The following is a 24838-nucleotide window of genomic DNA, read 5'->3' as shown; positions in this document are numbered from 1 at the left end:
ATCGCACGATCTCCAAGCTGTTCTCGGTGTAGGCGGAGGCTCAGTCGTCGATTCGGCCAAAGCGATCGCAGCCGGGGCGCTGTATGGGGGTGATGTATGGGATTTTTTCATCCAAAAAGCCTCTATTACAGCTGCTCTTCCGGTCTATGCGGTCATGACTCTCGCGGCAACCGCCAGCGAGATGAACGGCAACTCCGTAGTGATGAACGATGCTACCAAACAAAAATACTCTATCAGTTCCGTACTGGTCAATCCGAAAATATCTATCATCAATCCCGAACTGATGATGAGTGTTACCCCCGAATATCTCGCCTATTCGGCAACCGATATCATCGCCCATACGATCGAAGTCTATTTTACCGCGACCGATCATCCCCATTTTCAATCCCGTCTCGTAGAATCAATCGTAAAAACGGTCATCGAAACAACCGAAATTCTCCTCAAAGATCCGTTCAATTACGACGCACGCGCCGAGTTTGCATGGGCATCCACCCAAGCGCTCAACGGATTGACGAACTCCGGAACGGGCGGCGGAAGTTTCCCGAACCACATGATCGAGCACGCCCTCTCCGCACTCTTTAATATCGCCCACGGCGCAGGTTTGGCTATCGTTATTCCGGCATGGATGAAATGGTATAAAGGACAAAATCCGGTGCAATTCGAACGCTTTGCCAAAGAGGTTTTCGGACTGGAAAGCGCGGATGAGGGAATCGCCGCACTGGAACACTGGTTCGACTTCATAGGTGCACCGGTTACTTTATCCGCGGCCGATATTTCACGCGAACGTATCGGAGATATTGCCGAGAATGCGCACGGATTAGCGCAGTTGTGGGGAATGGGCGAAGAATATCCTTCCGCAACGATCGCAGAGATACTCAAAAACGCCTAATTAAACTCTGATTTTCTCTCCGTAGCGCACTTTGCGCTCGGCGGTATAATCCCACCAGACTTTAGCATCTGCACCGTTCATAAAATCGGTGACGGACATCAGCACGTCCAACATACACGGATCTTGCTTCTCTCCGAATGCTTTACAAAATCGAACATACAGATCGTACGGATCTTCTCCGCGCAGCTGCTCGGGACGGGTAATCCCTATCTTGGCAAAATCGGCAGCTACCGTTTTGCCGACATTGGGAAGATCGGTCAGTTTTACAACGTTTTCTCGTACTACTTTCGTCGGATTCATTGCTGTTTTCCTCTAATTATACGAAAAGTTCTTTCTCTTTTTTAGCTGTATCGGGCTGAAGCATTTGTTCCAAAAAGCTTAGGGTATTGGACGATGCATCTTCCGATTTTTGAGAAATTTTTATCCCTGCGAGCACATCGGAAGTCGACATCGCAACGCTTTGGGAACCGCTAATATTTTTCTGATCGGATTTTTGTGCTTCGGCGATCTCTTTTAGAAGTTCTTTTCTAAAATCGGAGACCATCTTATCAATATCCATCGGAATATTGGGATTCTCTTCTTGCTGCTTTAGAAGTTTATCGCGATACTCTTCGACTATCGCATCGATTTTTTCCTGATTCAAATCTCCCAAAAACTGCGCCGCACCTTTGGTTATGAGATCTTTTTTAAAGGTTGCCAACTCGGTATTATTGGCATTGATCTCATCACGTGTTTGATAGGGATCTGCCTGAAATAATTGGTTGATCAAATCTATATATTCTTGCGAAACGCTGTCATCTTGTTTGGCGGTAGAAGTCGTATTGACACCTAAATTATTCAATGCGGATGTTACGTGCATGTCTTTCCCTCCTGTAAATCGTTATAACGGATACAAGCAAAAATCGTTCTCTTTCTACTCTGCTATAATATCCGATATGAAAAACGATACATTACACTATAGCCGTATTATCGATACTCCGTTGGGGTACATGGTCACCGTCGCCGATGATAAAGGGCTCTATTCATTAGATTTCACCAAGGATACGCTCTCTCGTTCTCATTCCGATCATCCCTTGCTACTACAGTTAAAAAAAGAACTCAGCGAATATTTCGAAGGTACGCGCAAAGAGTTTAGCATTCCGCTGCGTGCGCAAGGGACCCCGTTTCAGCAAGAGGTGTGGAAAACACTCCTCACCATCGGCTACGGAGAAACGATTTCATATGCTCAGGAAGCTGAACGATTCGGCAATCCCAAAGCCGTCCGTGCCGTCGCCAGCACAAACGGCAAAAACCCGATCGGTATTCTCATCCCCTGTCATCGAGTCATCGCATCCGGCGGCGGACTTGGCGGGTATAGCGGAGGAATTGACAAAAAACAGTTTCTATTGGCGTTGGAACAGAAATAGTCTTTTCTACCGGCTTTTGCAATGACACCCGTTTTCATGATCATCGATCATTCCGCACGCTTCCATAAACGCATAGAGCGTCGTACTACCGACGAATTTAAATCCCCGTTTTTTCAGCTCTTTGGTCAGTGCATCGGAAATATCCGAATGGCATGATGCACTGCGGTAATCATCTACGTCATTGACGATCGGCTTCCCTCCTACTTTACTCCAGAAAAAATGATCAAGTGAACCGAACTCCTGCCGAATTTCTCTGAAGCCTTTCGCATTGGCGATAATCGCCTCGATCTTCGGACGACTTTTGACTACTAAACCGCTTTCGAGTATCCGGACGATATCCGCTTCATCGTACATTGCCACTGTATCAATATCGAATTGCTCGAATGCTTCTCGGTATCCCTCCCGTTTTTTTAGGATCGTTAGCCAGCTCAACCCCGCCGACTGCGTCTCTAAACAAAAAAGCTCGAACAATGCACGATCGTCGTGCAAAGGTTTTCCCCACTCCTCATCATGATACGCAACATAGACCGGATCGCTCAATTTGACCCATCCGCAACGTGAAACCGACATACATTTCTCCGCTTTTAAATTGCGAATATCATAGCATAAGTCATTCTATTACACTTTTTTATGTCACTTTGAAATAAAAGAATAGGCTCACACTAAAATCACTATAAAAATTCTGCGAATGTTCGGAAAATACTCCGTTCAATCCCTTATGGTCAAAGCATCTCTTATGCAGAAAAAGCCGAAATCTTCGGCAACCCGAAAGTCGTTCGTTCCGTTACAAGTGCCAATGGGCGAAATTCTATCGCTATCTTGATCCCCTGACAACGTGTTATTGCCCGCGGAGGTGGACTCGGAGGATACAGTGGAGAGTTATGGAGAAAAGCGTTTTTATTGGAATTAGAAAAAGGTATCGTAATCTCATACCATGAATAGATTGATTGTTTATTTTAAATAAAGTATCCACAAGTATGATTCGTCCATCGGCAACACCACAGAAAAGCATAACTACATTGATAAAATAAATTTAAGAAAAATCTTACAAAAAATGACTTTTTAGAGATTGAAAAGTTATCAAATAAAAATTAAAAGCAATACTATGAACGTAATAAAAGGCAAAATATCCTCCGTTTTTTTTCAATATTCAATACCTTCTGTATTAGGAATGTTAGCCATTTCATCAGCAAATATAGTTGATGGATTTTTTATAGGAAATTATGTAGGAGATTCTGGACTTGCCGCAATTAATATAAGTTTTCCTATATTCTCTTTGCTATTTGGCTTTGCGTTAATGTTGGCAATTGGTAGTAGTGTTATCTCTGGAAAATTAATAGGTGAGGGAGATATTAAAAGTGCTTCTATCATTTTTAGTAAAACTATGTTTTGTATCACTCTTTTTAGTTTTATAACTTGCACACTTTTATTTTTAAATATTGAGACTGTTTTACATCTTTTTGGTGCAGATGAAAACTTGACAAAACTTGCAATAGAGTATTTATCTATTATATTGATTTTTATCCCTTTTTTGATGATTGGAGTAGTTTTAGATTATTTTGTAAGAGTTGATAATAGACCAAATCTTGCTTTTACAGCTTTACTTTTAAGTGCAGTTATAAACGTGATATTAGATTGGTTTATGATTGTATATTTACAAAAAGGTATTTTTGGAGCAGCGCTAGCTACGGGCATTTCTCAACTTACTTTATTATTTATTCTTTTACCTCATTTTTTTTCAAAAAAAGCAACACTTAAATTTGTAAAACCAATAGGAAGCTATATTCAAATTATAAAAGCTTCTTACAATGGAGCTTCCGAGTTTGTAAATGAAATTTCAATAGGAATAACAACTTTAATTTTTAACTATGTAATGATAAAAAATTTTAATATAGAAGGAATAGCTGCATTTACAGTTATCAATTATCTTTTAATGATTGGAATAATGATAAGTTTTGGAATAAGTGACTCTTTACAACCGATTATTAGTAAAAATTTTGGTGCAAAAGAGAATAAAAGAATAGAAGAGTTTTTAAAATTAGCTTTTATAACTACGAGCTTGGTTGGTGTTGTAATGATACTGTTACTTATATTTATACCAAATACCCTTGCAAATATTTTTTTAGAAGATACTAATTATAAAACAAAACAAATAGTTCTAAGTTTTGCCACATTTATCTGGATAGCTTTTCTTTTTGATGGTATGAATCTTGTAATCTCAGCTTATTTTACTGCAATTCATAAGCCTTTACATTCAATGATTATTGCAGTATCAAGAAGTTTTATTTTTCCTGTATTTTTTATATTTACTCTACCATTTTTCTTTGATTTAAATGGAATATTTATGGCGATACCAATGGCAGAATTTATTACTTTTATAATAGCAGCGACTTTATTTAAAAAATTTAGTCCTGAAAAGATAATTGATAAGGAATAAAAAAGTGTCGGACAGTATGTTTTCCCTCGTTCCCAACGATGACGTTAGAATGTAGACTAGCATATACACTCCCAAGCTGGAGCTTGGGAGCGAGACGATTTCTACACGATCATCGCAAAAACGCTTATTTATCCGTCGTATTGGGTTTGACTCTTTCATCCCCATATTGCTATAATTTTTTTGAAACTTTATTCTCAGGGCGAGGTGAAATTCCTTACTGGCGGTAATTATCACATGATAAAAGTCCGCGAGCGCTCCGACATTGGTGAGATGTCGGGGGTCAAGCAGATTTGGTGCGAATCCAAAACCAACGGTTACAGTCCGGATGAAAGAGAATGTATTAGTTTGTCCATTGTCCCTTTTAATATCAACGGCCATTCTACACATACATACGTATACACTCATGCCCTGATTCAAGTTTACACCTACACAATGGAGTATACCTATGAATCAGAATCCAAATTTCCAACTGCTTTTTGATGCTATTGAAGCATTACGTAACGCTCAGGGCGTCATCGTGACCGACAGTACCGACCGTGAAAACGAGGCCGATCTTATTTTTCCGGCTCAAACACTGAGCGTAGAACAAATGGCACTGCTCATCCGTGAATGCAGCGGTATCGTCTGCCTATGCCTAAGTGCCAAAAAAATTGCCGAATTAGACCTGCCGATGATGACAACGGACAATTATTCCCGTTTTCAAACGGCATTTACCGTCTCTATCGAAGCCAAAGATGGGGTGACGACCGGAGTTTCGGCACAAGACCGTCTCACAACCGTCCGTGCAGCTATCGCCGAAGACGGCGCATCCCGCATCGTTTCTCCCGGTCATGTGTTTCCGTTAAGAGCACGCGACGGCGGAGTACTGGAACGCCCGGGACATACCGAAGCAACCGTCGATCTGATGCGCATGGCAGGATTAGAGCCTTGTGGGGTATTGTGCGAATTGACCAATCCCGACGGAACGATGATGAACCGTGATGAAGCAAAAGCTTTCTCGGATAAACATCATTACCCGCTTATCAGTATCGAGGAGCTTATCGCTTATCGACAAACGACCGAGACTGCGGTAAGCCTATCTCGTGATTTCAACCGTGTGAAAGAGTTTGGATCTCAAACGATACAGCCTTTATGATACTAAAGATAACTCTCTTTATTTTCATGCATGTTTAGAAACGGATATCATTAGTATACTAAAATATACTAATGATAAATAAAGAAACTATTAGTTACAGTTTCGGCATGATAAAACTAAATGGCAACACTTACCAATTCTCAGCAGAAATATTTTTCGAGATGTTCGATGATCGGCTTAAACTGATGATTATCTGGTATCTCAGCAACGGCTCGATGCGTTTTAAAGAATTATCCAAATATTTGCAACCGATTACCAATAAAACGTTATCTTCAAAACTCAAGCAACTCGAAGAACTGCATCTGATAGAGCGCGAAGTATTTGCCGAAGTCCCTCCGAGGGTCGAATACACACTTAGCCCTCATGGACAACAGCTCAAACCCGTCATTGATGAAGTCGTTGCATGGTCACAGCACTATGCCAAAACTTTCGGACAAACTATAAACGAGGAATAAACATGTTTAACATTGCCAGTATCTACCCCTTCACGGAGGGGTGCCGTTTTGATTTTGACTACTATTTAGAAAAACATATGCCGCTTTCGATTGAACGTCTCTCAAAGGCAGAGGGGTTTCATAGTGTCAGGGTTGAGCGAGGTCTTGCATTGGAAGAGGCAAATATCCCATGTTCGTATGTAGCAATGTGCCACTATTATTTCGATACGGTCGAACACTTTATGGCTGCATTTATGCCACATGCGCAGGAGCTTCAAGGTGATATTCAAAACTATACGGATATTCAACCGATTATTCAGATCAATGAAGTCGCTATTGCCATTTCATCTGAGCCAATGCAATGAACGTATTAGAAGCGTTAAAATCCCGTAAATCAGTCAGATCCTTTCTGAACAAAGCCGTCGAAAAAGAAAAAATCGAAATGATTTTGAATACTGCCAAATATGCCCCATCCGGTGTTAATATGCAACCGTGGAAAGTTTGCGTCGTTAGTGGAAAGACGAAAAATAATATCGAAACCAAAATCATCGATGCATTCGAATCGGGCATAAAACCGAATATGGATTACCGATACTATCCGCTTGAATGGAATGAACCCTATAAAAGCAGACGAAAAGAAACAGGTCTTTTGATGTATCAAACCCTAAAGATTGCAAAAGAAGACAAAGAGAAGCAGCAAGAGCAATGGAAAGCCAACTACAGAGCTTTCGATGCACCCGTCGTACTGTATTTTTTTATCGAATCATCTTTGGAAAAAGGCTCTTGGCTGGATTATGGGATGTTTTTACAATCTGTGATGCTATCGGCTGCACAATTAGGTCTGGGAAGCTGTACGCAAGCCGCATTGGCGGAATATCCTGATATCGTCAGAAAAGAGTTGAACATCAAAGAAGAGCAAATTCTCCTTTGCGGGATGGCACTGGGGTATGAAGACACAAATGCCATTATCAATAGCTACCGCACCGAGCGTATCGCTTTAGAGGAGTTTACACAATTTTATGGTTGACTCTCTCTCAAAAAGACCAATCCATCGATGCTCATCCAATGACGTCACAAAAATCGTACTTCCAAACATGTATTCACTTAAGCTTATTGAATTATAATGATTAATCTAAACTATAAAGGATAATCAATGAAACAAGTCAATGTCCTACTCATCGGTCTCGGTCGCATGGGGTCACGTTTTTTTGACAAATTCGTCGAAGTTGGGAATGAGCGGGTAAACATTATCGCCGTCTGCGAAAGCGTTGGGACAAACCCGAAGATCGCAGAGGCCAAAGAGGCGGGCATTGCCTATTACGATGATTTCAGCAATGCGATCCGAGAGCTTGGGGCGTCCGTCGATATCATCATGGATACGTCCAACCGTCCGGAGATAAAACAGGCGATCCGCCAGATTCTCCAGGAGACGGACAACCACAAAACGGTACTGATTCCTATGGTGGTCGATTACCTGATGTGGTATTTGCTCCCCGGCAACGAACCGATCCCGCAAGATCATACGGAGATCGGCTACTGATCCCCTCCCCTTTCCGCGACCGGCGGAAAAATACGCATTTCTCTATGAACTCAGCACTGCACAAGTACCTACACTGAGCGTTTTATCAAATACTACATCATATCCCTAGTCAATCCAATAGATTTCTTCTACCGTGTGTAGTTGAGGATAATCATTATTCGCCCAATGGATCAAATGTCGTATGAATCATAAATAAACTCAATACTCATTCCCTCAAAAACTCCAATGCATCAACAGTCATCGTCGGACTGAACTCCGTGATCTCATACTCAGCGACACCGTGCCGATAAAACGGATCGAGGGTGATAATCGTCTCTATCTCTTCGCGCGATACCGCACTTGCCAAAATCACCCCACCTATACGGGGAGTTTTACGTCCCGATGCGAGAAAACTTCCCAATCTATATTGTTCTTTGAGATACTCGACATGCTCTACAAGGAGCGTATCCACCTCTTCGAGGGGTTTGATGTAGTTGAGTGAGATAATGAACATTGTTAAGCCTTTTTATTTTTTGTTAATCTGCAAAATTCTAGTTCAAATCATAATCAAAAACAATCCAAAAATTGCTCACATTCTCCTTTATTTCAGCAACATTTGGATTGTCATTATCTGAGCGTATAGCTAAACTTTTACGAACCATACAAAAAGGGGACACGATGAGTTTTATACGAGAAGAGCAATTATCGGCTGCGGATGCGGAAGTTTTCGCCATTATCGAAAACGAGTTCCACCGACAATCAACGCATCTGGAGATGATCGCCAGCGAAAACTTTACCTCACCTGCCGTTATGGAGGCGATGGGGAGTATTTTTACCAACAAATACGCAGAGGGGTATCCGAACAAACGATACTACGGAGGGTGCCAGTTCGCCGATCAAATAGAACAACTGGCAAAAGATCGCCTGTGCCAGATTTTCGGCTGCGCATACTCAAACGTACAGCCTCATTCGGGTAGCCAAGCCAACGGAGCCGTTTATGCGGCGTTACTGAATGCCGGAGATAAAATATTGGGGATGGATTTGCGTCACGGAGGACATTTGACACACGGTGCGAAACCCAATTTTTCGGGGAAAAACTACCACTCTTTTACTTACGGGGTAGCATCTAACGGTCGTATCGATTATGATAATGTCATGGAAATCGCAAAAATCGTTCAACCCAAAATTATCGTGTGCGGAGCTTCCGCCTATGCCCGTGAAATTGATTTTGCCCGGTTTCGAGAAATCGCCGATGCCGTCGGAGCGATTTTGTTTGCCGATATCGCCCATATTGCCGGATTGGTCGCTGCGGGAGAACACATGAGCCCGTTTCCCTACGCCGATGTCGTCACCTCCACGACCCACAAAACGCTCAGAGGTCCTCGCGGCGGTATCATTATGACGAACAACGAAGAGATCGCCAAAAAAATCGACAGCGCCATCTTCCCCGGAATACAGGGGGGGCCTTTGGTACACGTCATCGCAGCTAAAGCAGTAGCGTTCGGAGAAGTTTTACATCCCTCGTGGAAGGAGTATGCCAAGGCTGTTAAAAGCAATGCAAAAGTCTTAGGGGAGATTTTGATTCAAAGAGGGTATGAGCTCATTAGCGGCGGAACCGATAACCATCTGGTACTCGTATCACTGATCAACAAAGATTTTTCCGGGGAAGACGCAAGTGTGGCATTGGAAAATGCCGGTATCACCGTCAACAAAAATTCAATCCCCACCGATCCCCGCCCCGCTTCGTCTACGTCAGGGATCCGAATAGGCTCTGCTGCGTTGAGTACACTGGGGATGAAGGAAAAAGAGTTTATCCTGATCGCACATAAAATCTGCGATATATTAGACGATATAAAAAACATCCCTCTCCAAATGCAGGTCAAAAAGGAACTCGAAACTCTTTTAAAGGGTTTTAAAGTCTATAATAACGCAACCTATTAAAGGTGATTGTATGCAAGAGATCGAGATATTAAATCAGAACTATCAGCTGATAGCCAAAGCCATTACCTATATCGATACCCATTTCAAAGAGCAGCCCTCCATCGACACAATAGCTCGAAATATCGGGATGAGCAAGTACCATTTCATGCGGGTATTTAAAGAGTACGTCGGAGTAACTCCCAAACAGTTTCTCCACTCCGTGACGCTGAACTATGCCAAAGAGCATATCAAAGAGTCTAAATCTCTTCTCGACAGCACTCTGGATATCGGATTATCGAGTTCCAGCAGACTGCACGAACTTTTTGTCAATCTTATAGGAGTTACCCCAAAAGAGTGGAGAGAAAAAGGGAAAGACGTCACCATCACCTACGGTTTCGGACTCACCCCTTTCGGTGAAGCATTGATCGCCTATACCGATAAAGGGGTCTGTTATCTGGGATTTATTGACAACAACAAAGACTCAATCTATAAACGGTTTTGTGAGCTTTGGGAAAATGCCAATCTGGTACATGATGATCTAAAAGCCCGTACCTATCTGGAAAATATTTTTATCAAAAATAAAAAATACAATCTCTTGGTCAAGGGAACGAACCTACAAATCAATGTCTGGAAAGCGCTTATCAACCTCCCTAACGGCGGTATAACGACCTATCAGGATGTTGCAAACTTTATCGACAAGCCCAAAGCCGTTCGTGCGGTCGCCAACGCCATCGGGGAGAATCACATCGGCTATCTCATCCCCTGTCATCGCGTCATCGCCAAAAGCGGTGCTATGAGCGGCTATCGATGGGGAATTGAACGCAAAAAAATCCTTATCGCCTACGAATCAGCCTCAAAAGAGAACCCCATCACCTACCGCACGGCAACCGTAGAAGATATCCCGCTCCTTTGCACCCTTTTACATCAGCTCTTTTCAAAAGAGGCCGAGTTTACTCCTGACAGTGTGCAACAGACGAAGGGACTGAAAATGATCATTGAGGATGAGAAAATCGGTGAGATATACGTCGCATCCAAAAAGGACAAGATTGTGGGGATGGTTAATATCTTATACACTGTATCGACGGCATTAGGGGAGAGAGTCGCACTGCTCGAAGATATGATCATCGACGAGAAACACCGTGGAGAGGATATCGGCTCATCCTTGCTCGAATACGTCCTCACCTGCACCAAAGAAAAAGGGATTCGAAGAGTAACCCTCCTCACCGATTCGGATAATCTCTCGGCACACCGATTTTATGAAAGTATGGGATTTTCCAAATCGGCAATGATCCCTTTTCGCATTCAGCTCTAACATAACACCGAGCTATGCGAGATAAAAACCATTTTTGAAAAAGATATCAGGGTGTTTTATACCCGTTTAGGATCAATACGTATAAAACGTTGCCAAATTTCATTCGGTTCCCATGATGGAAGTATCACTTTTTGTGCTTCAGCATCGCTAAAACCTCGCGATACATGCAAATAATGATACAAAAAAGCTGAGGCTCGATAATTTTTCACACAATGTACCCAAACTTTCTTATCAGCAAATATTTCCATGATATTAATGAATGACTCCAAATGAAAAAGCTCAGGCGCATCAAACAAAACCGGAATATGAATATAAATCATGTTGTTGGAGGTGACTAAATGACCTTCTGAGGGTATTGCATTTTGTGAATTTGGCATGGCAAGATTAATAATGACGTCATATCCCGCACTCGCGATTAGCGCAAACTCGGACTCGAGTGGCTGTCCCGATGAAGCGATGTTCTCCGTGATTTGCATGTAATTTAAAATATTATTCAACTCAGTTGGCATTTAATCACACTTTTCTCTTATTTTACCGTTTTATCTTCAACATATACCCTGCATTCTTTTGAAACTCAAATCCGACGTCGAGTATTTCACCGCCGAATTTTTCAGCCATCCGATAGGCTAACGGACTGAAATTATCCGTCTCATCCGCTCGGGAGTTTTTATAATCGACCAATGGGAAAATGCGTACTTCTTTACCGATCCGAAGCATCTCGGCAATTGAGGCTTCATAAAATGCTTCATCCAATCTATCATCATAAACAAAAAGGAGATGCGAACTGAGTACCAAATCAAAGCTATCATCCCTATACGGCAGTTTCGGAAGTTCGGCGAACCAGTAATCCGTAGTGTTGTAATCAGAACAAAACAATTCCAATGCCCCTACTCTATGCTCTTTATGTCTCTCTATCGAATGATAAAATGCGAAATTATGTTCCGCCATCCAACTCGTATCGGCATAGATTTTCTCGATACTTTTTTCCCCTTGTGCACGCAACACATCGCGATCATAACAGTACAAAATATCGCATCCTTGCGCCGCTATTCCTCTGCGCTTGGCTTCGGCTATAAATGAACTTGCTCCGCTTGGGCAGTCCAAAACTCTCATCTTTTTCATCGTCTCGGCATCCAAATCGAAAAATGCCATATACTCCTCAAAGGTACGACCCGTAATGAGGAAATCGTCTAATTGCAACGACATAGGTATCCTTATGATGTGTGGTAATAAATGATGTGGGTTAGGTTAAAAAGGAAATGTTATGGCAGACGCCAAAAGAGAGCGACTCGGACAAGAGTATTTTTGTCGATAGTGCCATAGTGTGCCATTTGCTCTCCTTTGTAAAGTACGGGAAGTGTAGCAAAAAATCGGTTACTAAAGCTTTATTTCAAACAAACACGCATCCGCAACTACATCATTTTATTTGATTCCAAAACACATCAATATCCTTCCCCGCAATTATGTGAATATTTTCTTCGATTTTTTCGATTGACCAATCCCACCACTTAATTGTTAAAAGCATTTCAATAACTTCATCGTCAAAACGTTTTCTTATAACTTTTGCGGGATTGCCGCCAACAATTGTATAGGGTTCAATATCTTTGGTAACTACCGATTTAGCACCTATAATTGCACCATCTCCTATTTTAACTCCCGGCATGATGGTCGCCTCAAAACCTATCCAAACATCATTACCGACAATAATATCACCTTTATACGAAAACTCTTTAAACATAGCCACAATGTCTTCACTCGTTGTTTTTGATGTCATCATGAAATTAGTAAAAGGATATGTCGAAAATCCATTCATACTATGATTTGCAGATGCAGTAATAAAGCGGACACCATGTGCTATTTGTACAAATTTTCCTATAATAAGCTTATCAGGGCTTAGTGGAAATAAATAGGGAGCTAGGAAACTAGCATAATCATTAAGAGTCTCAAAGTTATGGTAATAGCTAAATTCTCCTATCTCTATTCTTGGATGATTAATAACCTTTTTAAGATGTACAACCTGTTCAATTACCATTCCGTCAGGCATAATCATCGGGTGTTTTTTGTTACTGTTTAGTAAAGGCATTGATTCCTCATTTTATCTTGTTTGTTAAATCTATAAATCTCTCAATATCATTTATATCAAGTGATTTAAATAAGCCATCAGATGCTATTTGTACACTTTTAATTGCATCATTTAAAAGCTCAAATCCGACATCCGATAATTTCACAAAACTTACCCTTGCATCACGAGGGTTTTGTTCTTTTTCAACAAGTTTCAATTTTTCCATAGGGTTTAAAAGTCGGGTAATTCCTGAAGCACTCATGCCCACACTTTCGGCTAAATCGATTCGACGTACTGTACGGTTTGACACTAGCGACAATTGGTACATAACGAAAAATTCTGAAAATGAAATTCCATGAACACTAAGATGTCTATCTATATTTTTAAAAACACTAGTATGCATCGATGTCAGACTCAAAAGCAACTCTATATTCTTTGACATTTTAAATCCTTGCTATTTATTTGATTATACAAGTATATAGCAAGTATAATTCCTTGTCAAGAGATACTATAAAATATTCAAAAAAAGATATATCTATGCCAATACAGTTATAGTACCTATATCAATTAGGTTGCCCGATACGCCAATAGAGCAAAAATCACTCCCATGGATAATGCGAACGGAGTATAGAATCGTGTATCATAATATGCAAATTCGGATGATTTAATTTTTTTGAACAAACCGACCGTATTAAACTCACCGATACCTCTAAGAGTAAATATCCCCGATAGAATCCACCCGCTGGTGATGCAATATTCCCGATACGGTGACGAAGAGAGATCATAAAAATAGAGTATAAACGCGACAAAAGCAAATCCGATTAATGCTAATCCTACGATAACCGTTGCAATCTTTCCGGGATTGATTAACGGCTCGCCATTTTTTGTCGGTATCGCCTGTACAGCTGCGAATTTTCCGCCCAATGCCCAATAAAAATGGAGTAATCCGATCAAGCATAATGCTAAGATCGCAAGTAAAATTATTACGGTCATTTTATACTCTGCTACCTATAAACTTTACACTTTAATTCCGTCAATTTCTTCAAAGACATCAACAATCGGTTCTACTTCTAAAAGATCGGAAAATTTGTCGATTAAGTCTTTAAAATAGTGTGTTGAAAAATGATAATCAACTGCGGCTTGATCCTTATATTTCTCGTAAAACATATATTTTCCCACAGAATTTCGTGAACGGTGCAACGTGTATAGAACGGCTCCATCTTCTTCTTGTACCAGTGGAATCATCGCTCGCAATAAGTTCTCCAGTTCCTCTTCTTTCCCTTTTTTTGCCTCTAAAATAGCATTAATGACGATCATTGTTATTTATCCTTTTATAAAATTTGATACCCATTCTATTTATCACTGACAATTTCTAGCAATAGTGATAAATTCTCTCATCATTTCGATGTCTTTGACACCCTCTTTTTCTACACCGCTCGAAATATCGATACCGAAAGGTTTTAAATCACGTATTACTGCGCAGATATTGTCTTTATTTAATCCGCCTGATAGGATTATCTCACATGCAATCTCTTTGACCCAGTCGGGAAATTCTTCAAATACGCCGCTGCCGATGCTGGCATCATAAAAAAAGTAGTCGTAGTTCAAATCTTTTGGAGGTGGTTCTTTGGACGATAACGCTAGATTTGGAACTTGTATAACCTCATATATCTGTGTATAATCGAAAAAATCTGCCGCTTCTTTTACATCTTCAGCAGTCATACCGACCACAAACGTTTTGATCCTCCCTTTCGCATAGTTCGCTAATTCAATAGCATCTTTAGGATCACAGTAGCGTTTGCTTTTGGGATAGGTTACGACTCCTATCGCGTCATATCCGTATTCGATCGCTTTATCGATTTGCTCTTTTGTCTTGAGTCCGCATACTTTTATAAACACGTCGATCCTTTATAGTGAATGTCTTAAAATCCGCCGAGTATTGCTCTCTCAAATTCTCTCTGATTCATACTCTCAGGGGTGATTCTCATGATAAATTCCCGAATAGGCTGAAAAAAAGTGGGAATCCCGTGGGCCATCTGTCCAATCATATGTGATTTATTACGGATATAGGAGACTCTTTTTAAACGCTTCTGCGGATAAAGCCGTATCGCCTCTGCAAACGGATGCGATTTGAGCAACTCGCCAAAGGCATAGGCGCTCTCGATACCTAATGCCGCCCCCTGCCCCAGATTGGGTGTCGTAGCATGTCCCGCATCTCCGATCAGAATAACATTCCCCTTCTGCAAAGCGACGTGTGAGAGGTCAGCAATCGGGTTATACAGCAATTCCGTAGTGTCGGTATCCAAGGATGCAACGACATGCTGCCAATCACCCCCGAAATCTTTAAAGTATTCCAATACCTCGGTGAAATCCATCGCCTCTTCACCGCCGCGCGTCGTTGAGAGTAAAAAACAGTAGATTTTATTTTCTCCTATCGGAAAAATACCGACTCTTTTGCCATCTGTATCCCAAAACTCGCTGCTGCTTCGCACGTCAAGCGTCGAGGGACAATCACATACGAATCGCCAACACACATATCCGGCATCTCTGAGCGGTACGTGTCCAACATATAACTCCCTAATGTTCGAACGTAGCCCATCTGCTCCAATAACGTAATCGTACTCTTCACACATCCCGTTCTCATAGGTCACCTGTAACCCCGTACCGTGCTCTGCAATTTTGACTACTTTATGGCAAAGGCGGATGGTAGAAGCATCAACAGAGTTTAGTAATATCTCATGCAGCCGCTTGCGATGGACGGCGAGTGTAGGATAGGAGGTCTCCTCTCTGATCTTTTCCAGATCGAATCGTCCGAGCGATCTGCCATACTGATCGTATAACATGATTTCATCTAACGATTGAGCGTAGCGCATTAACGCCTCATCCAAAGCGCATTCGCGGAAGATTTTGAGTACATTTGCCCCCAGCAAAATCCCTGCGCCGTCTGATCTGAGCACATCGGCTTTTTCCACGAGTACAGGTCTGTACCCCAAATGCTCCAGCCGATTTTTACACATAAGCCCCGCTACACCGCCACCGACGATAAGAACTCGCTCAGATTTCACGTTATCCCTTTTGCGTCAAAACTTTGAGAGTTTGTAACAACAATTCCGTGTTTTCTTCGTAAATACGGATATCTTGTTTTACTTTCATCAGAGTTAATGTCCCCTCGACCGATGAGACGATGAATTGTGCTATCCTAGCCGGATCAAAAGATTTTTCTAAAACTCCGATGTTTTGTCCCATTTTCAGGTTTTCGGCGATAAGAGCAATCCAGCGATCCATGATTGATTCGAGGAGAATTTTAAAGTCTTCATCCAACGCGCTCATCTCTTGAATCATTTGATTTAGAGGGCATCCGTATTTAAAATCAAACGGGCACTCTCCCATGATCGTAGCATTCGGAAGTGCTTTTAAAATCTCTTCGAGTGCACGGATCGGATCTTCATAGCGATCAAAAGCACCACCCCAAAAACGGTCGATAAATCCTTCACCGACGATGCGCATCGATTCCAACGCCAGCTCTTTTTTGGAGCCGAAATAGTGGTACATTCCCCCTTTGGATGTACCTGCTTTTTTGAGAAGATCGATAAGATTACTCGCGTTGTACCCTTCGTGATAAAGCGACTCAAACATTGTTTGAACCAAAATGTCTCTCATATTTTCTTTCATGACTCAATTATATCATTTCGCAATACATTCTCAATCGTCTCATACGCTATATGATCGCCGATGTCTCTGCCGTAGTAAGCGATCTCTATTTTTCCCTGCGGATCGATCAAAAAATCGGCGGGAAGCCTCTGTATCTCGTTTTCGATGCTTCCAGGAAAAAATCCGCGTAGAATAACCGATCTAAGTATTTGGTGCGGTCGAATTAGAAAAGCTTTAATTAGTCCCACCCATGAAGTTTCTACACGGTAAAGCTTATAAAGCTGTAAATCCGAATCACCGATAATCGGATAGTTCAACGGCTGCTTGCCGACATATTCGGCGAGTTTGTCATCGGGCGATTGAAACACAGCTATCATCTCTCATCCAAGAGTTTGAAAACAATCTCTTTTTTGTATTGATTCATGCACCCTTAGATTGCAAAACGGGCATGAAGCGTACCGATAGAAGCTCAACAGAACATATCTGCCCCTATAAGCATCAAGATTTATATCGTCGCCTTGAAAACTTTTCGCCTTAAACCATGGGGCACTTTTCCCCTCTTCCAATCGGCTCATCGGTGTTCCTCTTTTAGTTTATTTAGAACGTCGATTATCTCTGTAGGTTCTGATCGTTTTCTAAAATCATCATCGATATAGGCATAACGGATAATTCCGCTCTGATCGATCACGAATGCCACCGTCAAAGGCAACTCTTGTTTATGAATGGGATAATAATCATCCAATCCAAAACGCTCATCCATCAACGATAAAAGTTTTGGCTGAACGGTATAGACGAGATGATATTCTTTTGCTACAGTATTATCGGTGTCACTCAGGAGATCAAAATCTATTGCGTGATCTTGCTGAGTCACACGTCCCATCGATTGTACCTCAGGAGCAACCCCAACCAATCTGCCTCCGGCATTTTTGATCGCCTGATGATACCGTTGATAGTAGGATAGTTGGATATTACAGTATGGACACCAACCCCCGCGATACCAAAATAAAACGACAGGAGATTGCTTGAGCGCCTCATTTAAATCGAAGGTTGCTCCGTCGATAGTTTTAAGGGTAAATTCGATCGCTTTATCACCGACTTTCGGAATCTTTTGTCCCATATTCAAAGTATGGCGTTGACTCAAATCGTCTTCAACTGCCCTAACGGCTTCCGCTGAGCCTTGTTTGTAAAACAAAGCATTATAATCATCCAGTTGACTTTTCAAAGTGCCATCCGCACCCAATAATTTCCCTATCAATATAAGCCCTATAACGATATATTTCATCGTATCTCCTTTGCCATTTTCATCGACTGTATTTGAGATTTATGAATCTCATTAATCTGCCTTCGCACTGCATCTTGCCAAGAGATTTGCGGAGTGTAACCCAATAAGTCTGCCGCTTTTTCGTTGTTGGTGTTCGTATTTTTGAGTAGATGGACGATAGAGCGCGTTACCAGCGGGTCAAACGGCATCAGAGGATCGAGTATCTCCATAAAATGACCAAAAAGATGAGCAATAGGGAAGGAAACACTAAAATGGGGATACGAATAGCCAAATTCATGATGAATAAACTCCAAAACCTCTTTGACGGTCGGAATTTCAACACCCAACACATTTATACCTTCAAACGGATGCGGCATAGCCGGAGCAAAAGAAGCTTTAATAAACGCCTGAGCGATGTCTTCTCCCGGTGTCAGTGGCATTTGAGTTCTTCCCCCCTCTATCAAAGGAACCAGATGGGTTTTCAAACGGGGCAAAAGTATCGGTAAAAGCCCAAGTCCGTAGTGTTCTCCGACAAAAAGACCGCAACGCAGATTGATTACTTCGAAATTAATATTTGCTTTTTTGCGCAAATACTCTTCAATTTCAATGACATTATTGAGATGAGGCCAGAAATTTGTTTTAGCCCCTTTTACGTTAGCATTTTTAGCAACATCCCCATTCGCCGCGCTAGCCGTAGAGAGATTGATAAAGCGTTTGACATTAGACGCTATCGCAGTATCAATGAGTACGATAGTCGGATCAAAAAATAAATCTTTTGACTCTTGTTCATGTCCATACAATGCCGTCCACGAAAACGCATTGATGAGTACATCGGCATCACGAAAAAGATTTGCTAAGTACAACCGATCTCGGATATCACCTTGCATAATTTTTTCATGCTTCAATTCAGGATGAATATGCGCAGCATTTCGACATCCCAATATCAGCTCGCATTCTTCGTTTTTGAGCCCCAAAGCGACATGAGTACCGACAAATCCGGTAGCACCTACCACAACAATTCGTTTCATTTCAACCCTCCAATAGCAAACAGACCATACAGTCTGTTTTTAAGCATAATACCACAGACTGTTTGGTCTGTCAAGGTGTTCAAACATTTGTCTACACTTTTCGAAATGTGTTAAAATCAACAAAAAAGAGTTCCAATGATGCGAATACGTAAAGCGGTTCCTGATGATTCTCTATCCATTGCAAATACCCATATGGCAGCGTGGCAAAGTGCCTACCGAGCTATTATTCCAGATGAGCGACTTTCTGCGATGAATGTTGCACATGCGTCAGATCGTTTTCGGGACAATATCCTACGTAGTATCGAAGACATCTATGTTGCTGAAATGTCTAATGAAATCGTAGGTTTCATTTCCGTAGGATCGTATAGAGATGAGACATACGATGATATTTCAGTAGCCGAACTTTATGCTCTTTACGTTCACCCTAACCACTGGCGAAAACAAATCGGGAAAATGTTGACACGGGAGGCTGAAAAACTTTTAAAATTAAAAGATTTCACCCATATTGTTCTTTGGGTATTTAAAGAAAATATGCAAGCACGTAAATTCTATGAATCAGAAGGGTTTTTATCCGAAGAATGTTTTAAAACGATGAACATCGGTACTTCTATCGAATGCATACGTTATAAAAAAGAGTTGATGATAACCTAAAAAACTCGGAAATGGGGGCGACTCACCAGCGACGAAAATTCCCATGGTATTCCGGATACGATAAGAAAAAATGCGATTGTGTACCAAATAGCAATAGTTCAAAATTTCGATTTATCCACAGATTGACGTTTTGAAATCATTGATCCAATCGTGATAATGGAAACAGCAAAAATATTGTAATGCTGCGCTCAAGTCCAAAAAAACGAATTTCGCGTATATGCACCGCAGCCCTAATATGATCTAAAAAGAATCGATTATCGGGCTGATACCATACATTACAAGCCCAAATAGGAACTGCATATGGATAACGGTAGCAACACTATGTCGTATGGTATTATCAAAATTCGTAAATACTCTTTCCCTCAAGCAGCCTGCGTATGCACGATAAAGCGAGTAGAGCAGACTCACAACAACAATCCAACGAAACCATGAATATAATATTAAAAAGGCGATATAAAACAATATTTGATATCAACATCACCTTGTATAAAACAGAATAAATTATATATTCGAGATTTTTTGCTTTTCTATCGTGCTTAGGATAACCGTCGTTCCCGGTTCATTCGTTTCGTCAAACCTTAAATCGTATCCGTTGTTCTCCGCCAAATTTTTAGCAATGCTAAGTCCTAGCCCCAATCCGCTTTTTTGACGGTTACGACTCGTATCGGCCGTACTGTACGGCTCAAACAATCGGGGGAAAAAGACCGGATCGATCCCGCATCCCGTATCGTTTATAACGATGTTTCCTTCTCGAAAAGCGATTCTTATCTCTCCTGAAACCGTAAACTTGGCACTGTTATGGAGCAAATTCATCAGCAGCTTTTTCAAATCCATCCGATTAAACTCGATCATAGCATTATCCGGCAGATCGATTATCCATCGTGTATCGGGAGTTATAGGAATCAACGGCATGATTTCGTCTACCAGATCGTTTAACGATACCCTTTCACGATCGCGACCGGAATGAATTGACGATAAATACGCCAACACGTCGGATGTCAAATCGTCGATGTATGCACTCTCATATTTGATTTTATCCAATACGGCGGGCATCTGATCATTCGACACCATTCCATCCCGCAGTTCTTCGACATATCCGCCGATAATCGTCAACGGTGTTTTAATATCGTGAGCAATCGACAGCGTCATATTTGTCACACTCTCATTGTGTCTGCGTAATGAACCGATCGATTCCGATAATCGTGCGGAGAGTACCGTGATAGCACGGTGAATACGGTGGATATCGGCGATTGTCTCTTCGGGTTCATCCGAATTAAAATCCCCCTGCCCGATCTTTTCCAGCCTCTCCCGTAACCGTTCGAACTTAGCAGAAAAAAAGTGCCCGAGTCCATAACTTACAAAGGCGATAACCGGCATCGCGATCATGACGACCAAAGTGATTTTGGAGACCATTTTCATCCCTATCGGTTCGCCGATGATAACGTATGTCATTATGGCGGTAAAGAGTGCTATGACAAATCCGGCAATGGAATAGACGAAGATGAGAAAACGTTTAAAGCTCATAAATTTTATATCCCATGGAACGCTCTGTCCGGATGATCGGCATAGTGGTAAGAGCAGCGATTTTTTTACGGAGATTGTAAATATGGGTATCGATTCCGCGTGCGTCGATCTCCCCCGCATCACTGTCGTAGATGATCTGTGCCAGCTGATCACGGGAAAAGACTTGCTTCGGTTTCGCCAAAAGCGTTGAAAAAATCAGATATTCGCTCAATGTCAGTAGGAGGTTTTTCCCTTCGATCCGGATTTTTTTGGCTGCGTGGTCGTGCGCGATAGAATCTAAAACCTTAATATTTCCGTTTGTCATTTCGTATCGGCGCTTCAGCAAGGCATCGATTTTAGCCGCCAATTCGCGGGGAGAAAACGGTTTGGAGATAAAATCATCCGCTCCAAGCTCATAACACCGAAGTCTATTTTCCTCATTCCCCAAAGCACTGACGATGAGGATCAGTGTCTCTTTGCTTTTTTTACGTAACCGCTCACATACCGTGTACCCGTCGAGCATAGGAAGCATGATATCGATCACCGCGACATCGAATGGCTCATCGCCGATCAGCCGCAGCGCCTCTATCCCGTTATCCGCACATAGAACGTCATAGCGATCCGAATCGATTCGATTGAGAATCAGATGGACGATTTCCGCTTCATCTTCAACGATCAAAACGGTATGTTTCATACGTTAAAAAGTCTCTTGGAAGCGGCTGAACAGATAATCGTTTCCGCCGACAGAGGCATGACAGGCAATGCACTCTGCCGAACCGTTCGGATAAGGTACGTACTTATCTCCCTTTTTGACGAACCGTGCATATCCCCAGTGATCGCCGTTGTTATCAAAATGCTTGGAGTCTTTGAGCATGTATTCGATCCGCTGAAGTTTATCCGCTTCGAGTGCGTCGGGATAAGTACTCATCGGTTTAACGCTCCATCCGATCTTAACCATAATACTCCCTTCGGGCATCGGCAGTTTGTTTGCTTTCAATGCCTCGTAGGCAATCGGATTGGCTAAGACATAGCGCAGTTCGTTTTTATCGGTACGCCAGTGAGTCGCAACGATTCGATAGTCTTGATATCCCTCGATTTTTTGAAACGGCAAACCGGTATCGGCCATTTTGATATCGGGCAGAGATGCCGCCGTCGAAGTAAGAGAAAATGTTATAGCCGCTACAAAAGCACTTAAACGTAAACACATGGGGAACTCCTGGGTTGATTTTCGTTATCTTAGTATCGTTTTCTCAAGATTGTATGAAGAGAATCTCCTTATTCTCATTTTCCGAAATACTCTAAAGCAATCTTTTTTGCTTCCGCTCCATTAGCTCCGTCGCCCTGAATCTGAAAGGCAAAGGTACGCACATTATCCCCCGATTCTACAAAACCGACAAACCATCCTATACCGCTGCAACTTCCCGTTTTACCGCCAAAAGAAGTATCTTTTCCTTTTTCGAGGGTGATGATATCTTTGACCGTGCGCATGGCACGTATGCTAAAAGGGAGTTTCTCTCGCACAAGTGCATGTACGAACTCCGCTTCTTCGGTCGGGGAAATCACCAGACTGCCCCCTCCCAGCCAAAAATCGGTGAGAGTACGGGAGGTATCGCCGTTTCCGTAATGTGTCCGAGCCACCATACGGGCCATCCGTTCCGCACCGATACGCCGCGCAAGCTCCTGATAGAACCATACCGTCGATACCGCTATAGCCGAACGCATCGTATGATCACGGTTCCACAACGGATATTGCCGTATGACTCCGTCCCACGGAATGGTTTCATTTTCATCCTTCACCGCACCGCTATCGAGTGCGATCATAGAATTAAGGATTTTAAAGGTCGAGCAAGGGTTTACCCGTTCGTCGGGATGTGTACCGTAAATGGTTTTGACGGAGGTATTGAGATCGATGATAACCGCGGTACCGTCAAATTTACCGAAGTTCGGTTCTAAGGCAAACAGAGATATAAACCCTAAAGATACAATGATAAGTGCCCTCACCCGCTTTCCTTTCTATATCTACTGATTTTTTAACCATTATATAGTAACAGCGGCAAATCGTACTTTTAAATATTGCGCTGTGTGACTTTCGTCACAGAACGAGCATACCCCTCTATCCTACAATTCAACTGCATCAAAAATGCTAAATCCAAATCAGGAGGGATATGATGAACCTCAAAATGTTAATGAGCGGAATGTTGGGTATGATGTTGGCGATCTCAAGCGCCGAAGCCGGAGGGTGCGGAGCCGAAACCCCGAAAAATATAGTGATCATGGTGACGGAAGGATCGATCGTCAAGGCAGGGTTTGGACTGGCGGTCGCTAACGCGATGCAAGACGCCGGAGTGCAAAGCAATGTTTTCATCGCGGCCGATGCGGTCAATTTCGCCCTTAATAAAGGAAATCAGCCTAAATTCGCCGGTTCCACCCCCAAAGAATTGATCACCGGATTGATCCGCAAAGGGGGTCATGTAAAAATCTGTGAAGGATTTGTTAAATTAGGGGGAATCAAACCGTCCGATATGGTAGAAGGTGTCGAAGTCGCCGCTCCGGCCGATCTGGCAGGTGCACTCTACGCACCGAATACCCAATCGATGACATTTTAATCGTACTGGGGTATACTTTTTTAACGACAAGGGAGTTGTTATGAATTTGGATCACTACCAGTTTTTTCAATCTCTGGAACCCAAATCGCTCGAAAAAGTACGTTCGGAAGCCAAAAAAATTGCTTTGGGCGTCGGGACATTTCTCTACTTTCAAGGCGATGTCACTCCGGGAATTTTGTTTTTAAACAAAGGGGTAGTAAAAGTCTTTCTCCACGCCGATGAGATCGGCAAGGGAGAGATCACCCTCTACTACATCACTCCGGGCGAACAGTGTTTGGTCAATACCCTCAGCACGGTCTCCCAAATGCCGGCAACGGCTACCGCCATCGTCGATGAAAGTATCGAAGGGTGGCTTGTACCGGCGGAAACTATACGATGGCTAATTGACAACTCTCCCGCTTATCGGAATTTCAAACTCTCCTTCTGCTCGGAACGGCTCTCTCAAATCATGCATCTTGTCGAAGAACTTCGCTTTAAACGGATGGATCAACGGCTCTTAAACTGGCTATATGTACAGGGAAGAGATACGATCCAAACAACCCACGAACAAATTGCCCAGATACTCGGAACTTCCCGTGAAGTGATCAGCCGTATTCTCAAAAATCTCGAAAAAGAGGGGGTCGTTACTATCGGACGGGGATGGATCAGATTGTCCGAACGTTAAAACCGTTACCTGAAACATAGTATTTGATTAAAAACCAATAGGATATCTTACAGTTTTACCTGATATCGTACTATAATTTTATTCTAAGATAATCGGGAAGAGATCATGGAAATACTCGAGCTGCAGCATAGCCTATCCTCTTTCCAAAATGCCCATACAATCAAAGAGCTCGAAGATATCTGTCATGACTATTGCCATCGACTCGGCTTTGACAACTTTGTATATGCATTACGAATCCCTGAGAACTTTGCAGATTCGAGATTGATCGTCGTTAACGGCTATCCTGAATTATGGGTTGATCATTATTTCCAAAATGCCTATTACACTTCCGACCCGGTAATGACCTACTGTGCCAAAAGC

At 42.2% G+C, this 24838-nt stretch carries 35 protein-coding genes, 1 pseudogene and 1 riboswitch; of the genes and pseudogenes, 15 read left to right on the top strand and 21 right to left on the bottom strand.

Features of this window, described 5'->3' with window-relative positions:
- The coding region (locus tag Q0389_RS13115; RefSeq protein WP_298694891.1) for an iron-containing alcohol dehydrogenase at window positions 1-889 on the top strand (889 nt) is incomplete at its 5' end.
- On the opposite strand, the gene Q0389_RS13110 is transcribed toward Q0389_RS13115, so the two are convergent.
- Together Q0389_RS13110 and Q0389_RS13105 are read right to left on the bottom strand one after the other, a co-directional pair.
- Window positions 890-1189, bottom strand: coding sequence for a helix-hairpin-helix domain-containing protein (locus Q0389_RS13110; protein ID WP_298694890.1), 300 nt, complete (start codon window positions 1187-1189; stop codon window positions 890-892).
- Between the two features lie 16 nt (window positions 1190-1205).
- Window positions 1206-1748 carry a hypothetical protein gene (locus tag Q0389_RS13105; RefSeq protein ID WP_298694888.1) on the bottom strand — a complete coding sequence of 181 codons (543 nt, stop codon included), beginning with the start codon at window positions 1746-1748 and terminating at the stop codon, window positions 1206-1208.
- A gap of 76 nt (window positions 1749-1824) precedes the next feature.
- Here Q0389_RS13105 and Q0389_RS13100 point away from each other — a divergent pair, with 76 nt between their 5' ends.
- Window positions 1825-2295: a methylated-DNA--[protein]-cysteine S-methyltransferase gene (locus tag Q0389_RS13100; protein WP_298694885.1), complete on the top strand. Its 471-nt coding sequence runs from the start codon at window positions 1825-1827 to the stop codon at window positions 2293-2295.
- Between the two features lie 6 nt (window positions 2296-2301).
- On the opposite strand, the gene Q0389_RS13095 is transcribed toward Q0389_RS13100, so the two are convergent.
- Window positions 2302-2865, bottom strand: a complete 564-nt coding sequence (locus Q0389_RS13095; protein ID WP_298694883.1) for a DNA-3-methyladenine glycosylase I — start codon at window positions 2863-2865, stop codon at window positions 2302-2304.
- 126 nt (window positions 2866-2991) lie between these two features.
- Here Q0389_RS13095 and Q0389_RS13555 point away from each other — a divergent pair.
- From Q0389_RS13555 to Q0389_RS13060, 7 genes and pseudogenes are all read left to right on the top strand, one after another.
- Window positions 2992-3126, top strand: a pseudogene (locus Q0389_RS13555) (methylated-DNA--[protein]-cysteine S-methyltransferase); the annotation flags it as partial.
- A gap of 274 nt (window positions 3127-3400) precedes the next feature.
- A complete protein-coding gene (locus Q0389_RS13085) occupies window positions 3401-4732 on the top strand; it encodes an MATE family efflux transporter (protein WP_298694881.1) in 1332 nt (443 codons plus the stop codon).
- Window positions 4733-4918: 186 nt separating this feature from the next.
- Window positions 4919-5073: riboswitch (FMN riboswitch) on the top strand.
- 104 nt (window positions 5074-5177) lie between these two features.
- Window positions 5178-5867, top strand: a complete 690-nt coding sequence (gene ribB, locus Q0389_RS13080) for a 3,4-dihydroxy-2-butanone-4-phosphate synthase (protein ID WP_298694879.1) — start codon at window positions 5178-5180, stop codon at window positions 5865-5867.
- A gap of 107 nt (window positions 5868-5974) precedes the next feature.
- A complete protein-coding gene (locus Q0389_RS13075) occupies window positions 5975-6322 on the top strand; it encodes a helix-turn-helix domain-containing protein (RefSeq protein ID WP_298694877.1) in 348 nt (115 codons plus the stop codon).
- Between the two features lie 2 nt (window positions 6323-6324).
- Entirely contained in the window at window positions 6325-6666 is a 342-nt protein-coding gene (locus tag Q0389_RS13070) for an EthD family reductase (RefSeq protein ID WP_298694874.1), read from the top strand.
- Complete coding sequence (locus Q0389_RS13065) at window positions 6663-7328, top strand: nitroreductase (protein ID WP_298694871.1); 666 nt, start codon at window positions 6663-6665, stop codon at window positions 7326-7328. Before Q0389_RS13070 ends, Q0389_RS13065 begins: the two co-directional genes overlap by 4 nt.
- Window positions 7329-7454: 126 nt before the next feature.
- The gene (locus tag Q0389_RS13060; RefSeq protein ID WP_298694869.1) at window positions 7455-7841 is read left to right on the top strand and encodes a homoserine dehydrogenase; all 387 of its coding nucleotides are present in this window, start codon (window positions 7455-7457) and stop codon (window positions 7839-7841) included.
- 205 nt (window positions 7842-8046) lie between these two features.
- Here Q0389_RS13060 and Q0389_RS13055 read toward each other — a convergent pair whose 3' ends face one another.
- Window positions 8047-8334, bottom strand: a complete 288-nt coding sequence (locus Q0389_RS13055; protein ID WP_298694866.1) for a YciI family protein — start codon at window positions 8332-8334, stop codon at window positions 8047-8049.
- Window positions 8335-8498: 164 nt separating this feature from the next.
- On the opposite strand from Q0389_RS13055, the gene Q0389_RS13050 reads away from it, so the two are divergent.
- Window positions 8499-9761, top strand: coding sequence for a serine hydroxymethyltransferase (locus tag Q0389_RS13050; RefSeq protein ID WP_298694864.1), 1263 nt, complete (start codon window positions 8499-8501; stop codon window positions 9759-9761).
- Between the two features lie 10 nt (window positions 9762-9771).
- Window positions 9772-11052, top strand: a complete 1281-nt coding sequence (locus Q0389_RS13045) for a GNAT family N-acetyltransferase (protein WP_298694862.1) — start codon at window positions 9772-9774, stop codon at window positions 11050-11052.
- Window positions 11053-11108: 56 nt separating this feature from the next.
- Here Q0389_RS13045 and Q0389_RS13040 read toward each other — a convergent pair whose 3' ends face one another.
- The 13 genes from Q0389_RS13040 to Q0389_RS12985 form a co-directional block, all read right to left on the bottom strand.
- Complete coding sequence (locus Q0389_RS13040; protein WP_298694858.1) at window positions 11109-11561, bottom strand: protein tyrosine phosphatase family protein; 453 nt, start codon at window positions 11559-11561, stop codon at window positions 11109-11111.
- A gap of 22 nt (window positions 11562-11583) precedes the next feature.
- On the bottom strand, window positions 11584-12258 hold the full coding sequence (locus Q0389_RS13035; protein ID WP_298694856.1) for a hypothetical protein: 675 nt from the start codon (window positions 12256-12258) through the stop codon (window positions 11584-11586).
- 211 nt (window positions 12259-12469) lie between these two features.
- Window positions 12470-13102, bottom strand: a complete 633-nt coding sequence (locus Q0389_RS13030; protein WP_298694854.1) for a CatB-related O-acetyltransferase — start codon at window positions 13100-13102, stop codon at window positions 12470-12472.
- Window positions 13103-13142: 40 nt separating this feature from the next.
- Entirely contained in the window at window positions 13143-13556 is a 414-nt protein-coding gene (locus Q0389_RS13025) for a MarR family transcriptional regulator (protein WP_298694852.1), read from the bottom strand.
- Window positions 13557-13681: 125 nt separating this feature from the next.
- The gene (locus tag Q0389_RS13020) at window positions 13682-14107 is read right to left on the bottom strand and encodes a DUF3995 domain-containing protein (protein ID WP_298694850.1); all 426 of its coding nucleotides are present in this window, start codon (window positions 14105-14107) and stop codon (window positions 13682-13684) included.
- Between the two features lie 24 nt (window positions 14108-14131).
- Entirely contained in the window at window positions 14132-14431 is a 300-nt protein-coding gene (locus Q0389_RS13015) for a putative quinol monooxygenase (RefSeq protein ID WP_298694848.1), read from the bottom strand.
- 42 nt (window positions 14432-14473) lie between these two features.
- Window positions 14474-15013 carry a hypothetical protein gene (locus Q0389_RS13010; RefSeq protein WP_298694846.1) on the bottom strand — a complete coding sequence of 180 codons (540 nt, stop codon included), beginning with the start codon at window positions 15011-15013 and terminating at the stop codon, window positions 14474-14476.
- A 23-nt stretch (window positions 15014-15036) separates the two neighbouring features.
- Window positions 15037-16179 carry an FAD-dependent monooxygenase gene (locus Q0389_RS13005; RefSeq protein ID WP_298694844.1) on the bottom strand — a complete coding sequence of 381 codons (1143 nt, stop codon included), beginning with the start codon at window positions 16177-16179 and terminating at the stop codon, window positions 15037-15039.
- A gap of 1 nt (window position 16180) precedes the next feature.
- On the bottom strand, window positions 16181-16786 hold the full coding sequence (locus tag Q0389_RS13000; RefSeq protein ID WP_298694843.1) for a TetR/AcrR family transcriptional regulator: 606 nt from the start codon (window positions 16784-16786) through the stop codon (window positions 16181-16183).
- Window positions 16783-17142 carry a hypothetical protein gene (locus tag Q0389_RS13550; RefSeq protein ID WP_366936865.1) on the bottom strand — a complete coding sequence of 120 codons (360 nt, stop codon included), beginning with the start codon at window positions 17140-17142 and terminating at the stop codon, window positions 16783-16785. Before Q0389_RS13550 ends, Q0389_RS13000 begins: the two co-directional genes overlap by 4 nt.
- Window positions 17143-17145: 3 nt before the next feature.
- Complete coding sequence (locus Q0389_RS13545; protein ID WP_366936864.1) at window positions 17146-17340, bottom strand: redoxin domain-containing protein; 195 nt, start codon at window positions 17338-17340, stop codon at window positions 17146-17148.
- Window positions 17337-18047, bottom strand: coding sequence for a peroxiredoxin-like family protein (locus Q0389_RS12990; RefSeq protein WP_298694841.1), 711 nt, complete (start codon window positions 18045-18047; stop codon window positions 17337-17339). Before Q0389_RS12990 ends, Q0389_RS13545 begins: the two co-directional genes overlap by 4 nt.
- Window positions 18044-19054, bottom strand: a complete 1011-nt coding sequence (locus Q0389_RS12985) for an NAD(P)-dependent oxidoreductase (RefSeq protein WP_298694839.1) — start codon at window positions 19052-19054, stop codon at window positions 18044-18046. Before Q0389_RS12985 ends, Q0389_RS12990 begins: the two co-directional genes overlap by 4 nt.
- A gap of 135 nt (window positions 19055-19189) precedes the next feature.
- Between Q0389_RS12985 and Q0389_RS12980 the strand changes: the two genes are divergently transcribed.
- Window positions 19190-19705, top strand: coding sequence for a GNAT family N-acetyltransferase (locus tag Q0389_RS12980; RefSeq protein WP_298694838.1), 516 nt, complete (start codon window positions 19190-19192; stop codon window positions 19703-19705).
- Between the two features lie 501 nt (window positions 19706-20206).
- Here the strand turns inward: Q0389_RS12980 and Q0389_RS12975 are convergent.
- The 4 genes from Q0389_RS12975 to Q0389_RS12960 form a co-directional block, all read right to left on the bottom strand.
- Window positions 20207-21229, bottom strand: a complete 1023-nt coding sequence (locus Q0389_RS12975) for a HAMP domain-containing sensor histidine kinase (RefSeq protein ID WP_298694836.1) — start codon at window positions 21227-21229, stop codon at window positions 20207-20209.
- The gene (locus Q0389_RS12970) at window positions 21219-21902 is read right to left on the bottom strand and encodes a response regulator transcription factor (protein WP_298694834.1); all 684 of its coding nucleotides are present in this window, start codon (window positions 21900-21902) and stop codon (window positions 21219-21221) included. Before Q0389_RS12970 ends, Q0389_RS12975 begins: the two co-directional genes overlap by 11 nt.
- 3 nt (window positions 21903-21905) lie before the next feature.
- Window positions 21906-22415: a cytochrome P460 family protein gene (locus tag Q0389_RS12965; protein WP_298694832.1), complete on the bottom strand. Its 510-nt coding sequence runs from the start codon at window positions 22413-22415 to the stop codon at window positions 21906-21908.
- A gap of 74 nt (window positions 22416-22489) precedes the next feature.
- Window positions 22490-23209 (bottom strand): penicillin-binding transpeptidase domain-containing protein, encoded by a 720-nt coding sequence (locus tag Q0389_RS12960; protein ID WP_298694830.1) that lies wholly within the window; start codon window positions 23207-23209, stop codon window positions 22490-22492.
- A 164-nt stretch (window positions 23210-23373) separates the two neighbouring features.
- Between Q0389_RS12960 and Q0389_RS12955 the strand changes: the two genes are divergently transcribed.
- The 3 genes from Q0389_RS12955 to Q0389_RS12945 form a co-directional block, all read left to right on the top strand.
- Window positions 23374-23814, top strand: a complete 441-nt coding sequence (locus Q0389_RS12955) for a DsrE family protein (RefSeq protein ID WP_298694829.1) — start codon at window positions 23374-23376, stop codon at window positions 23812-23814.
- Between the two features lie 40 nt (window positions 23815-23854).
- Window positions 23855-24478, top strand: a complete 624-nt coding sequence (locus Q0389_RS12950; RefSeq protein WP_298694827.1) for a Crp/Fnr family transcriptional regulator — start codon at window positions 23855-23857, stop codon at window positions 24476-24478.
- A 105-nt stretch (window positions 24479-24583) separates the two neighbouring features.
- Window positions 24584-24838, top strand: a 255-nt coding sequence (locus Q0389_RS12945; RefSeq protein WP_298694825.1) for an autoinducer binding domain-containing protein, incomplete at its 3' end; no start/stop codon positions are given.

Origin of the sequence: uncultured Sulfuricurvum sp. (assembly GCF_937936435.1) — a bacterium.
GTDB lineage: Bacteria > Campylobacterota > Campylobacteria > Campylobacterales > Sulfurimonadaceae > Sulfuricurvum.
This window is presented reverse-complemented; position numbering and strand designations above follow the sequence as displayed.